Source organism: Staphylococcus sp. HMSC36A10, assembly GCF_001838845.1.
Lineage (GTDB): Bacteria > Bacillota > Bacilli > Staphylococcales > Staphylococcaceae > Staphylococcus > Staphylococcus aureus.
Map to the genome: position 1 here is coordinate 188,215 of NZ_KV839088.1, position 14,090 is coordinate 202,304.

11 protein-coding genes and 1 pseudogene are annotated in these 14,090 nt (G+C 32.2%); 3 read left to right on the plus strand and 9 right to left on the minus strand.

Annotation, left to right across the window (positions count from 1 at the left end):
* The 4 genes and pseudogenes from HMPREF3247_RS04770 to HMPREF3247_RS04785 all read right to left on the minus strand — a co-directional run.
* Positions 1 to 220: pseudogene (locus HMPREF3247_RS04770) on the minus strand (Csa1 family protein); the annotation flags it as partial.
* A gap of 109 nt (positions 221 to 329) precedes the next feature.
* A complete protein-coding gene (locus tag HMPREF3247_RS04775) occupies positions 330 to 1,106 on the minus strand; it encodes a tandem-type lipoprotein (protein WP_000972659.1) in 777 nt (258 codons plus the stop codon).
* Between the two features lie 289 nt (positions 1,107 to 1,395).
* On the minus strand, positions 1,396 to 2,634 hold the full coding sequence (dcm, locus tag HMPREF3247_RS04780; protein WP_001033638.1) for a DNA (cytosine-5-)-methyltransferase: 1,239 nt from the start codon (positions 2,632 to 2,634) through the stop codon (positions 1,396 to 1,398).
* 99 nt (positions 2,635 to 2,733) lie between these two features.
* The gene (locus HMPREF3247_RS04785) at positions 2,734 to 4,203 is read right to left on the minus strand and encodes a Sau3AI family type II restriction endonuclease (RefSeq protein WP_000446879.1); all 1,470 of its coding nucleotides are present in this window, start codon (positions 4,201 to 4,203) and stop codon (positions 2,734 to 2,736) included.
* A 117-nt stretch (positions 4,204 to 4,320) separates the two neighbouring features.
* Between HMPREF3247_RS04785 and HMPREF3247_RS04790 the strand changes: the two genes are divergently transcribed.
* From HMPREF3247_RS04790 to HMPREF3247_RS04800, 3 genes are all read left to right on the plus strand, one after another.
* A complete protein-coding gene (locus HMPREF3247_RS04790) occupies positions 4,321 to 6,132 on the plus strand; it encodes a phospho-sugar mutase (protein WP_072467492.1) in 1,812 nt (603 codons plus the stop codon).
* A 282-nt stretch (positions 6,133 to 6,414) separates the two neighbouring features.
* Entirely contained in the window at positions 6,415 to 6,693 is a 279-nt protein-coding gene (locus HMPREF3247_RS14925) for a hypothetical protein (protein WP_000678761.1), read from the plus strand.
* Between the two features lie 119 nt (positions 6,694 to 6,812).
* Entirely contained in the window at positions 6,813 to 7,121 is a 309-nt protein-coding gene (locus tag HMPREF3247_RS04800; protein WP_000217717.1) for a hypothetical protein, read from the plus strand.
* 116 nt (positions 7,122 to 7,237) lie between these two features.
* On the opposite strand, the gene HMPREF3247_RS04805 is transcribed toward HMPREF3247_RS04800, so the two are convergent.
* From HMPREF3247_RS04805 to HMPREF3247_RS14930, 5 genes are all read right to left on the minus strand, one after another.
* Entirely contained in the window at positions 7,238 to 7,471 is a 234-nt protein-coding gene (locus HMPREF3247_RS04805) for a hypothetical protein (protein WP_072467493.1), read from the minus strand.
* Positions 7,452 to 8,645 (minus strand): MFS transporter, encoded by a 1,194-nt coding sequence (locus tag HMPREF3247_RS04810; RefSeq protein WP_000966102.1) that lies wholly within the window; start codon positions 8,643 to 8,645, stop codon positions 7,452 to 7,454. The genes HMPREF3247_RS04805 and HMPREF3247_RS04810 overlap by 20 nt, the downstream gene beginning before the upstream one ends.
* Positions 8,646 to 8,805: 160 nt before the next feature.
* Positions 8,806 to 9,672: a UTP--glucose-1-phosphate uridylyltransferase GalU gene (gene galU, locus HMPREF3247_RS04815; RefSeq protein ID WP_000721331.1), complete on the minus strand. Its 867-nt coding sequence runs from the start codon at positions 9,670 to 9,672 to the stop codon at positions 8,806 to 8,808.
* A 179-nt stretch (positions 9,673 to 9,851) separates the two neighbouring features.
* On the minus strand, positions 9,852 to 12,635 hold the full coding sequence (fnbB, locus tag HMPREF3247_RS04820; protein WP_070866196.1) for a fibronectin-binding protein FnbB: 2,784 nt from the start codon (positions 12,633 to 12,635) through the stop codon (positions 9,852 to 9,854).
* Positions 12,636 to 13,312: 677 nt separating this feature from the next.
* A partial coding sequence (locus HMPREF3247_RS14930; protein ID WP_257245479.1) for an LPXTG cell wall anchor domain-containing protein occupies positions 13,313 to 14,090 on the minus strand: 778 nt, incomplete at its 5' end.

Here is a 14,090-nt window from a genome sequence, read left to right on the forward strand (position 1 = left end):
AAGTCCCTTTATCTCTTTTATCAAATTCTTGATCTCGAAAGCCTTCTTTATCGTAAAAATCATCGAGATTTTTGGTTGGATATAATTTTAATGTTTGATTAAATGTGTCTTTAATTTGGGCGTTTCGACCATTTGTTTTTGTCATAATGACATAACCTACAATCAATATAATGAGTAATACCAAACATATACCGAGCGTTAATTTCTTTGAATGAATCATCATTTCTCCACCTTATATTTTTAATATTGACTCAGTTTTTAATATTTACAACTAAAGCGAAAAATTTTTTAACACTTTATGAAATTATCATTTCAAACTTCTATTAACCTTATTCAGTAGGTATGAAATTAATACTATCCGTAAAATAGATGTTTTCTTCTTTATTTTCTACAAAGGTAAACTCTAAATTTTTGTGTCCTATAGATGATCCTTTTAAATCACCATCGCCTTTTATTAATAATTTAGGTGCTTTCTTAGTTGGTATATCATACCTCTTTCTAAGTTGCTTCACATTGTAGTCATTGTTACTCAATTGATATTCCGCCGAATAACTAGGTACATTGGGATTATATGATATGTCACCATCTTTATAATCATTAATATCTTTAAAGTCACCGTATTGTACAAAGAATTTAAAGTTTTCGATTTCTTTTCTTAATTTATCATTAGCTATCGGTTTGGTTGGGATAATTTTATTATGTTCCATTTTCACTGGATATTCTTTTTCTTTACTACGTGAGTATCCTTTTTTATCTTCCCATAATTCTCTCACAATAAATTCACCTTTTGTCGTTCTGGTATTGCGGTCTACATACAGGACCAAGCCTCTGGATTCCATATTCTTTCCATTTGTTTCTATTGTCATTTTAGAGTGAATTATCCAAGTCCCTTTATCTCCTTTTTCAAACTCTTGATCTCGAAATCCTTCTTTATCATAAAAGTCTTCAAGATTTTTGGTTGGATACAAGCTCAACGTTTTGTTGAAGTTTTCTTTAATTTGTTTATCTTTACTACTTTCTTCCTTTTTCATTCCGCAAGCGCCTATAAAAACAGCTAATAATACTAAATACAGCCAAAGCCTCAACTTTCTTGAATGAATCATCATTTCACATCCCCATTTTTATTTTTGATGCAAAGTTAAGTTCAGATTATGTAGGGTAGTCGATAAATTTCGACTAATTAAATCATATTAAAATAAAAACGCCATGCGAATCTCAAATCATTATCGAGGCTCAAAAACCTAATAATAAAATGAAATCACATGACGCTACCTCAATTTTATAAAATTGTATATATTAAAATAATACACTGATAAATACTGGTCAATATACAATAATCTATGAATCGTTAGTATATAAACTTGTTAAATCAAATGTCGAGTGCACTTGATTTATTTAAAATAAACGTAGTTGACTGAATTCATCATTTGTCATACTATCAATTTTTTCAATTTGATTACCAATTCTAGTAATCAATGGCACAACAAGAGCATTGCCCATACAAAAGTATCTCATCTTAATTGGCATACCTACTGTCCAATCATCTGGAAAACCATTTAATCTTTCTGCTTCAATAGGTGTCAAAGTTCTATAAACACCACCTACGTTTAAAAAATGAGTACTTCTATTAATAGACGATTCGCTTGTAAGCATTGTTCTTGCAGGTAACTCTAATGAATCTGTTTCAGACATACCACCTTCTGAAAAATAATATTCATGACCATCTTTAGTAGTTCGTTTAATCTTTTTTGGTCCTCTTAAATATTTAAATTTATCAATTTGATCTTGATTTAATGAAAAACTATCATCTACATTACTTTCAATGATTTCTCCTAAGGTCACTGATTTTTCATATTTTGGTATTGTGTCAATAGTTAAAATTTCTCCATTTTTCATGATTCCACTATTATGAAATTGAAAACTAAAATTATCTGAAATATCAACTATATCATGAGAAATGTGAGTGCTATTAACTCTATTTTTATTTGCATAATCTTCAATCGGAAAAGCTTCGGCAAACAAACCATTTTGATATATTATTTTATCTAACGGACTTTCTTCCATAGCTTTACTATAGTTTAAATCTTGCTTATATCCAAATATAAATACCCTTCTACGTCTTTGAGCATTACCATAATCAGCAGCATTAATCACACGCCATTCAACATTATAGCCTAACTCATTTAAGGTTGATAACATGACAGCAAAGTCTCTCCCTCTCTGACTTGAAGGAGATTTCAATAATCTATCGACATTTTCAAGCAACAAGTATTTGGGAAATGTATTTTGAATATATCTAATAATTTGCCAAAATAGAACGCCCTTTTTCCCTTGTATTCCTAATTCTCCATTTAAACTCCTTGCAACTGAATAATCTTGACAAGGAAATCCTCCTACAATCATATCAGCTTCAGTATTTGCCATTTCTTCATCGGATACCTCAGCAATATCCTTATTGCTATGGATGCCGTTCTGAAATCTTTTACTATAACAATCAAATGCATGTTGGATTTTTCGTGAGGGCTCCCATTGATTTGCCCAAGTTATGTCAAATATACCATTTTTCGTATTTTCTAAACCTAAACGAAACCCGCCTACACCCGCAAACAATTCTACTACTTTAATTTTATTCATTAGGCGACCTCCTATAATTAATTCAACCTTATTATAACACAAAAACGAACGATCGTTCGATATTTTGGGAGAAATATCTTATATTTTAACATACTTTAACTACAATAAATCTTCAACTTGCTTTTTAATGTAGTCATTATTTATCCAAAAACTTTGCTTAGTCATCCACTCATCCGAATAATCATCTGAGTCAGGTCTATTAATCCAGTTAATCTTTTTAGGAAGCTTATCTGCATTACTTCCCCCTCGATAGTCTCTGTTATTAGTGTGTGGTCTAACGTGGCATATTAAATCATCACTTTTATCTACAAAATTATTTTTAATTCTCCAACCATCCTTTGTACTTTTGTCCGGTACAGCTTCTAATGTGACACCCTCATTTAATTTCTTCACCGTATCATCCCACATTTTTTTGACAGGTCCGTTTATGTCTTCTTCAGGCATACTAAAAAATTTTATTCCTTTGAATATGTCTAGACCATCTTCATTTTCTTTAACAACAAAAAATAAAAACCTTGTTTCTAACAAAAAGTTTCGCCATTGTGCACTAGGATATCCTTCACTATCTTCCCACTCCTCATTAGCTAGTTCTTCAAATTTAAAAGCTCCAAATGACATACTTTCTTTATTCACATTCTTTTTATTAAAATGAACTGTTTTGACTACTATAGATGATTTTTCAAACTCTTCAACTTCCGGGAATGGTTTAGTTTTAGTAGTTTTACCTTTTAGATTTAAAATGGCAGAGGCTATTCTATAATTTAAACCTTTCTCACCTTTATTGATAGAAAAATGTTCGCATAATTTATCGATTGACCAATTTATATATGGCTGAAATTTTTCAAAGACTATGTCCTCTATTGATTTTTCTTTTATTTCAAATGGGTCTTTGACAATTGAATCTATTTTTTCATCACCTAGAACATATTTGCGTAAAATAGATGTCATATACCCAGACTTCAAAGAAAATGCTCTTTGCTTTGCTTTTATGTCTGAATAAGGCTGATTTCTTAAAGAACTAGCATTCGCACCCTTTGTACATGGCGCTAAATAACTTGTCAAACCTTCACTCAATTCATGTGCCTTTCCTTCATTAATATATTGATTTATTATTTCCCAATCTTGTTTAATTATTTCATAATCAATCGGATTTTTATGCATTTCATAAAGCACCGCTTCTTTAATAACCCAATTATCACTAGGTGTTCCCTTGATATATTCATAGAAAGCTAATTCTATAGTATTATTCTTAGATAAAAAACTACTAGTTTCAAAATTTTCATTTGCCACTTTCTCATAGTTTATAATATTTAATACTAATCTTTCTTTGGAGCTATACTTTCCGTTTTTCAACTTTTTAAATGGAGTTGCCTTAAGTTCCACCCCAGCCTCTGCCATATCTGGTTTACTATCACTGTCTTTTTTCTTACCAAACCAATTTTCAAACGCATCACCAACTGAACTCTTACTTTGTTTAATCGATTCACCACCATTTAATTCTAATACACTTTTACCAACAGCTTCTTTTGCGCGATTATGTACGGCTTGTTTTGTCAAATAACTTTCCAAAATTATCCCCTCTTAACATTAAATAATTATTTCCGCTATTTAAAATTTCAATAATATAATTATATAGAATTATCCATATTTTTTACACATTTTGAATATCACTCTTATATCTACTCCATGCATTTTCATACACATCTATTATATAATACTTGTGAAAAGTATTGTCTTCGGGCTGTGTTTTTTTACTTTTGGGGCGTATTTCTTTATAATTCATTACATAAATGTAAGGGCTTTAGTTTTCATGTTTTATTAAGTCTAACTGAGATTTTGAAAGGATGTTTAGCAACAATGGATAAAGAATTATGGATAGAAAGAGCTAATGATAGTTTAGTTAAACATTTTTATGAGCAGCAATCTGACATTGAACAGCGAGAAGGTTTTGAAAGTAAATTAACGTTTGGTACTGCGGGTATACGCGGAAAATTCGGTCTTGGTGAAGGTCGACTTAATAAGTTTACTATTGAAAAATTGGCATTAGGTTTAGCGCGTTATTTAAATGCCCAAACAAACAATCCAACAATAGTCATTCATTATGATATTAGACATCTTTCAACTGAATTCGCCCAAATCATTGCTAATGTTTTAGCAAATCATCAAATAACAGTTTATTTACCTGATACATATAAAACGACACCGGAATTATCGTTCGCGGTGCGCAATCTTAATACTACTGCCGGCATTATGATTACAGCAAGTCACAATCCGAAAGACTATAACGGTATTAAAGTATATGGTTCTGATGGTGCGCAACTATCAACAGATGCATCAGAACTTGTAAGTCGCTATATTGAAGACGTTGGCGATCCATTACAGATTGATATATCTTTTTCAAAACAAAATTCATCATATATCAAACCATTACCTAAATCTGTAACAGAAAATTACATTAAACATATTCAAAATATGATTGGTTATATACCTAAATCTGATTTACAAGTTGTGTTCACTAGTTTACATGGTACGAGTGTTCCAATTGTACCTGAGTTATTAAAGTCATTGAATTTCAACCAATTTGATCTTGTAGAAGCACAATGTAAACCTGATCCGAATTTCAGCTCAGTTCAAAGTGCTAATCCTGAAGACCATCGCGCTTTTGATCAAGCAGTCGAGCTGGCTCATAAAAATGATGCTGATTTATTAATATGTACTGATCCTGATGCAGATCGCCTTGGAATCGCTGTGCGTGATGCACACGGTCAAATCACATATTTTAATGGTAACCAAATTGGTGCACTGTTACTTAATTATCGCATTCAACAAACGTCTCAATTACGTCATCGCTTAATGATTCAATCCATTGTAAGTAGTGAGTTAACAAAGTCATTAGCATGCTATAATAATGTTGAATACAAAGAGGTACTGACTGGATTTAAATTTATTGCTCAGGAAATAAGACAACTGGATAATCATCAAAATATGATTTTCGCATTTGAAGAAAGTTACGGTTTTCTATCGGAGCCTTTTGTACGTGATAAAGACGCTGTGCAAATTGTGCCACTCATTATAAAATATGCTTCTGAGTTAAAATTATATGGCAAAACATTGAAAGATGAATTAGAAATGATTTATCAAACAGTTGGAAGACACGAAGATACCTTGTTTTCACATACGCTAGAAGGATTAGAAGGGAAAAAGAAAATTAATGCAATAATGACCAAATTCCGTTCAAATCCACCGCAAGAGATTCAAGGACTGAAAGTGAAAGCAATTGAAGATTATTTAACTAGCGAGGTTTATCATATTGATGACGATACAACTTCAGGTATTGATTCTCCTAAATCAAATGTTATTCGTGTCTTATTTGACGAAGGTTTTATTGCTTTACGTCCTTCTGGTACTGAACCTAAAATTAAATTATATGTGTCGTTAAAATGTCCGAATTTTAATGATGTTGCTCAAAAAATAAATGCTATGATATTTAACCAATAAAAAAATTTTTATGGATCGAAATATTACATTTCGCCTTATAGTAATCTGCCCTTTCGAAACTCGAATCCTTATGGTTCCGCTTTTTGAAGGGGCTAATTTGTAATAAAATTTCAAAAGTATATTAGAAAATTAATTTTCATGTATTTTTCATTTTAAGCAGTAATAATATAATAATTAATACCGCGACCTATTTAATTGTTTTCACGATGAAAAAGGTTTAGAATTACAAAAATAACTATTTTAAATTTAGTTACAAATATATTTTAGAAAGGATGTGAAATAATGAAAGGCTCTAAACAAATACTTTTGATTATGGGCATTATCTCTTTAATTGTTTTATTTATTTTCACTTTATTTATTATGGCGCAACTAGCCAAACATTATGAACATAAATCCGATAGTTCCGATGCGCATACTTTCAACTCATCAACCATTGTAAAACACCATACTATGTCGAAATTTATGTCACAAAATATAAATACTCCAATTCAAAATATTACTTCTAGTCATGATATTCATCCCGTCTATTTCATGACAAATAATCAAAACTTTCTTTTTTAAAACCCATTCCTTTAACTAATTATTTATAAAAACGTACTGTTTTTTAGAATCATACATATAAGAGACGCGCAACCATTACTAAAAGACAGTACATTATACTCTATCAGGAAGGTGCAAAAATGACAGTCAACATCGTATTTAGTATCGTATTCTGCATAAGTGTGGTTATATTTGGCATTTATGTCGCAATAACTAAAAATTTCACATTAGTTTCTGGCTTATACCAAACGACATTTGCAGATAAACACAAAGCAAAAATTGCATATATATTTGGGCTATGCATAAGTTTGAGTGCAGTATTTTTAATGCTTACATTGCTGAGCTTTGAATATGATTATATTGTATTGGCATTCGTATTTTTAGCGATAGCATTATTACTTATCTCATTATTCTATGTTTGCTTTTATAAAATCACAAAATATCCATAAATGTTTGCGTTAAATTGAGAGTAATTTTTCGGTGCGCTGTCAGTAGTCAATTAATCGCGAAAAAAATACAACCTTGTACGAATACAAAGTTGCATTAATATAGAAACACCAGCGAATTATTTGTGCTTTTTAATATCACAAAATAAATTGATTAAACTAGCTAAAATAGTCAAAATTGGAATCAAGATTACATAAATATCATGTCCTCTTGATATTAGTATACATAATATAATTAGCGACCCTATTATAATTGCTAAATTATAAGCCAAACTAATTTTATACTTCATTTCAATTCCCACCTTAATAGCATTTATTAAAATTCTATAATGTTTACATAGACTTCTTAACAAACTTTAACCCAGCTAAGCTAAGTATTGAAATAATTGCACCTCCTGATATAAATATATTACTTAAGCTTAGTAAAGGTATAATTAAACTTATAAATCCTAAAGACAATGTATCCGCTGCATAATTTGATGTAGATGAGATACTAAATACTTTCCCCATCAAATGATTTGGCGTTTTTATTTGAATGGCAACTGATCTTGTTAGTCCCTCTATAGATTGCCCAAGTCCCACTAAAGTTGCACCTATATATAGTATCGCCACACTTGGAAACACATTAATTATCGATAAGCCAATCCCCCAAACTAAAACACCAATACTAAATTTAAAGATTAATCGTTTTTCTGACAGTAAACCCATAATCAATGACATTAATAAAGACGCTATACCTAAACATGATGTAGCTAGTCCATATACACCAACGCCCTCTTTTAATATATTGGAAATAAACAATGGTAATGCAACACGCCAAAGACCGGTATTAATCAATATGCAAACAAATTGGATGATGATGATAAATGGAATTTCTTTAGATTTTTTCAAGAATTCCCAAGTTTCAGAAAAATCTTCTTTTGAGTTTCTATCAATCATGTTGTTATTTGTATATTTTAAAAGTGCATTAAAAATAAATCCTAAAAATAGCAATATACTGCAAATAAAAAAGACGCCAACATTACCAACTAGTATTACAATGACACCAATTAAAGCAGGTAAAATAATATTTGAGCCTCTTTGCAAACTATCGATTAACGCATTACTTGTTGCTAAATGCTCCTCATCAATAATTTCAGGAAGAATTGCCCTAAACGCAGGATCTGTATAGCAGTTAATAATGGTGATGGCTGTAGATATAGTTAGAAGCGTCAGATAATTTAAATTTGATGTTATTGCAAGTAAAGGAATAATTATAATAATCAAACTTAGTATAAGATCAGATAGATAAAGTATTTTCTTTTTATTATGTTTATCAGAATATGCCCCACCGAAAATACCAAATATAATAAATGGTAGTGTTTGACTCATAACCATCATTGATAATTTTAAAGATGATTGGTTTGTCAATTCAACAGTAAACCAAATTATTTGCAACGAAAACAGCACAAAACAACTCCGACGTAAGAAATTACCAATCAATAAATATGTAAAGTTTCTATTTTTCAAAACTTCTAAATACAACATATTTATCACCTCTCATAAAAATAATTGAATGCATCCACCAGCCTTTTTAGAAGACAAATCTCCATAACTTATTATCACAAAATATAAATTAAGCATGATGCTCATTCAATTTAGTTCACCATTTCGTGTTCCAATTTTATTGAGTATCATGCTTTTAATGTTATAAACCTAATTCTTTAATAAATCGTGTTAATTCTTCTCGCATACTGTCATCTTTCAATGCATATTCTATTGTCGTTTTAACAAATCCTAATTTTTCTCCAACGTCGTAACGTTCGCCTTCGAAGTCATATGCATACACTTGATTATCATTGTTCATACGCTCAATCGCATCTGTTAACTGAATTTCGTTACCTGCGCCTTCTTTTTGCGTTTTTAAATAATCGAAAATTTCAGGCGTTAATACATAACGTCCCATAATAGCTAGGTTTGATGGTGCCGTGCCTTGTGCTGGCTTTTCCACAAACTTTTTCACTTCATATTGACGTCCGTTTTTAGTTAATGGATCAATAATTCCATAACGATGTGTATCTGCTTCCGGAACTTCTTGAACGCCTATAACTGAGTGCCCAGTCTCTTCATAAACGTCAATTAACTGTTTCACTGCTGGTACTTCAGATTCAACAATATCGTCACCTAATAATACCGCAAATGGTTCATCGCCGATAAATTGACGCGCAGAACTAATCGCATGCCCCAAACCTTTTTGTTCTTTCTGCCTTACATAAAAAATATTCGCAAGTTCTGTCGAGTATTGAACTTTTTCTAGTAACTCAGATTTACCTTTTTCTTTTAAAACCATTTCTAACTCTTTTTGACTATCAAAATGATCTTCAATCGCGCGTTTGTGGCGACCTGTCACTATAATAATATCTTCAATTCCAGCTCTTGCAGCTTCTTCAACGATATATTGTATTGTGGGTTTATCTAAGATAGGAAGCATTTCCTTTGGCATCGCTTTAGTTGCTGGTAAAAATCTAGTCCCTAAACCAGCAGCGGGAATGATTGCCTTTTTTATTTTTTTCAAAGTTAATGTGCTCCTTTTCCTAAGTATTAAATCTATGTATCAACGTCATTTTAACACTAATTAGAACGCCTTCATAGTGTCATTGAGTATGTAATTATTTCTTGGGAAATTTGATTTAATCTAAAAAAACAGGCTTACTTCATATAATCTATGAAATAAACCCGTCAATTTTGGATTGATTATGCTTTGTGATTCTTTTTATTTCTACGTAATAATGCTAAACCTAGAATGCTGAACAATCCGCCGAACAACATACCTTTGTTTGTTGATTCTTCTCCACCTGTTTCAGGTAGTTCCGTTTTCTTAGGTTGTGATGATTTAGCTGGCGTAACTGCTTTAACCTTTTCATTGATTTCAATGACAGGTGTTACTACCTTACCTTGTTCCATTGGTTTAGAAGGCTTTTTAGGTTCTTCTTTTGCAGGTGGTACTGGTTTACCAGGTTCAGTTGGTACCTCTGGCGTTGGTGGTGTTGGTGTTTCTGGCTCACTCGGTACTTCCGGTGCCGGTGGCGTTGTATCTTCTTCAATCGTTTGTTGACCTTCGTTTTGACCGCTTACTTGTGGAAGTGTAGATTCTTCAAAGTCAACACTGCTGTGTCCGCCAAATTGATAACTTGGTTTATCTTTATTTGTATCTTCTTCAATAATTTCAGTATGCTTATTGAATCCGTGAATATGTGGCACACTGTCGAAGTCTATATCAATGAGGTTACCACCTTGTTCATATTTCGGCTTGTCTTTCTCTGTATCTTCCTCGAATGACTGATCACCTTTATTTTGACCTTGAATTTGAGGTACACTATCGAAATCGATATCTACGATATTGCCACCTTGTTCATATTTCGGCTTGTCTTCTTCTGTGTCTTCTTCAAATGATTGATTGCCAATATTTTGGCCACCTTCGTAACCTAATTCACTCTTAATATCAACATGACTATTTTCTTCGATTTCTTCAATCACGCCATAATTACCGTGACCATTTTCAGTACCTAATCCAGAATGAGAAATATGATGATTGTTTTCAGTGATTTCCTCGATTGGTCCTTGTGCTTGACCATGTTCTTCAGGTAATTCATCCACTAATTCGATAAGATTACTTTCAGTTGTATATTCTTTCGTATCTTCAATTGTTGTATGGTCGCTTACTGCACCAGTTACAATACCTTTTGTAGAATCTTCGTCAAATTCAACTAAGTTAGACTCAGTAGTAACCTGACCACCACCTGGGTTTGTATCCTCTTCATATTCAACAACATCAGCGTGATGTTTTGAATTTTTATGTGTAGATTCTTCAAAATCCACATGAATAGAATCTTCTTCAGTTTCTACAATACCTTCAGCATGACCTTCTGCACCTTCAACAGTTGTATGATATTCAAAGTCAATCGGCTTAGAATCGCTACTTTCTTCGATTGTACCAATCAATTCGTGCTTTTCTACTGGTGGCTCTGATTTAATGTCTAAATCAATTGGTTCACTTTTCTCAATGATAGGATCATTTGGCTTATCTTTACCGTCGCCTTGAGCGTTATTAGAGTAAAATGCAACGCCGTTGTTCCAAGTTAATTGAACTGGGTAATAATAGTTAGGATAGTATGGGTAATTTTTATGATATCCTGAAAGATGTGTTCGGAAATTTAAATCTTTAGCATTTTGACCATATTCACCTTCATATTTAATTACATAGTCTTTTGAATTATCTAAATCACTAAAGTCCAAAGAATAACCGCCATCTCCTGTGTAACTTAAGTTTACTTTGTTAGTCACATCTTCAAATTTATTGACATCATCAAGCTTTGCATAAACACTTTCAGCTAATTCATCTGAACCAATGTGTTTATATACTTTAACTGTTGGTTTATTAGCATTTTGTTTATATCCAGATGTTACTTGACCAGTTACTGTGACAGAAGTTAACGACTGATTGTTAGGCTTCACGTACGCAAAATGGCTAAATTTCCCACCTTCTTTATTCAAAGTATCAATTCGGCCATTAACAGTAACACCCATTCTATCTTTAACACCGTCTAAGTATTTTATATCGAACTCTTGTTCAATAACTTTATTAGCTAATGTTACTTTAACATTTTGCTTCCCTTGCTTTGTTACTGTTGTTGGGTCAATGAATAAGTTTAAGTTTAATTCAGCAGTTAAATTTTTTTTGCTATTTATATAATCAGTAAATGTATAGCGAATTGTACGTTCATTTATAACTTGACCATTTGCCATAACTTTATCTTCTGTTGAACTTTTTATCTCTGGAACTTTACGCAGTGTTGAGATACCATGTGTTTCAACATTATCACTTAATGTGAAATCAAAATAATCTCCTGCCTTAATTCCTTCTCCAAATTTCCATTTATATTTCAAGGTTACTCTTTCTGCGTTATGGGGGTTAACAACATTTGTCTCTTTATTATTATGCCCTACGATTTCACTACCATCTTCTACTGTAACTTTACTTGTTACATCTGTACCTGTCGCCTTAGCTTCTCCCACTACTTCTTTCTCTGCCACTTCTGCAACGTCAACCGATCTTTTCATTCTTGGTTTAATTTCTGAGACGTTACTTGGTTGAGTTGTGTCAACTTGAGTTCCTGTAGTTTCCTTATCAGCAACTTTTACCGATGGCAAATCAACTCGCGAAGTTTCTACTTTTGGTGCTTGCACAGTTTTTGGTGCTTCTTCTGTTGTTACTTGAGTTGATTTTGATGGTTGCTCAGTTGATGTCGCGCTGTATGATTGTGTTTCATCTATTGTATTAACGTTATTTGTAGTTGTTTGTGTTTCGCTTGCTTTACTTTCAGTAGCTGAACTCCCACTTTCCTCTACTGTAGTATTTTGTTCTGATGCTGCAGCTTCTTTATCTTGTCCCATTCCAACAACGATCATTGTTCCTAAGAATACTGATGCTGCTCCCAATTTATGTTTTCTTATGCCGTATCTAAGATTGTTTTTCACTATAATATTCTCCCTTAAATGTAAAATTCATTTATTTTTTAAACTCAATAAATGCAATTCTATATTGTTCGGTTTTTAAAAGCAATGCAAAAATGCGAGTTAATAAAAAGTTAAGATTATCATTAACTTTATCAAAATTGTTATTTTTATTATTTAGAACAAGCAATTAAATTGTATACAAACAGCTTAAAACCCTTGATATTATTGCCTTTTATTTTTTATACTTACTTTTTAAATTAAATTCAATTTCATCTAATTTAAAACAATATACTAAAACCTACATAATAGTCGCCTGTACATTCTAACGTTTAGGTATTAATGAAATGCCTTTCATTACATAAAAATAACCAATATACTTTTTATATCGTTCGTTTTTTAGGTACTTTTATGGAATTTCTTATTAATAACAGCCGTATTTCGAGACAATATTTTGTAATTGCCGAAAATTGCATTCAGTTAATAATTAGATCTAACTCATTTATCTCGTTTTTTCATCATAAAGTATACTTGTAAGCACTCATTTCGCTTTTAAATTTGTTTTTTTAAATTATAGCCACAAAGCATAAAGGAATTAATAAGAATGATTTACTCTTTGATTTTTATTAGAAAACTAAATATAAGCAAAAACAGGCTTACTTCATAAAACTTATGAAATAAACCCGTCAATTTTTGATTGATTATGCTTTGTGATTCTTTTTATTTCTGCGTAATAATACTAATCCTATAATGCTTAATAGTCCGCCGAAAAGTACGCCGTTGTTTGTTGTTTCTTCTCCACCTGTTTCAGGTAATTCCGTTTTCTTAGATTGTGACGTTTTAGCTGGCTTCACTGCTTTAACCTTTTCATTGATTTCAATGACAGGTGTTACTACCTTACCTTGTTCCACTGGTTTAGAAGGCTTTTTAGGTTCTTCATTTGCAGGTGGTACTGGTTTACCAGGTTCAGCTGGTATTTCTGGCATTGGTGGTGTTGGTGTTTCCGGCTCACTTGGTACTTCCGGTGTCGGTGGCGTTGGTGTTTCTGGCTCACTCGGTACTTCTGGTGTCGGCGGTGTTGGTGTTGGTGTTTCTGGTTCACTTGGTACCTCTGGTGTTGGCGGTGTTGGTGTTTCTGGCTCACTCGGCACTTCTGGTGTCGGTGGTGTTGGTGGTACGATTGGAGGCGTTGTATCTTCTTCAATCGTTTGTTGACCTTCGTTTTGACCGCTTACTTGTGGAAGTGTAGATTCTTCAAAGTCAACACTGCTGTGTCCGCCAAATTGATAACTTGGTTTATCTTTATTTGTATCTTCTTCAATAATTTCAGTGTGCTTATTGAATCCGTGTATATGTGGCACACTGTCGAAGTCTATATCAATGATGTTACCGCCATGTTCATACTTAGGTTTGTCTTTTTCTGTGTCTTCTTCGAATGACTGGTTACCTTTATTTTGACCTTGAATTTGAGGTACACTA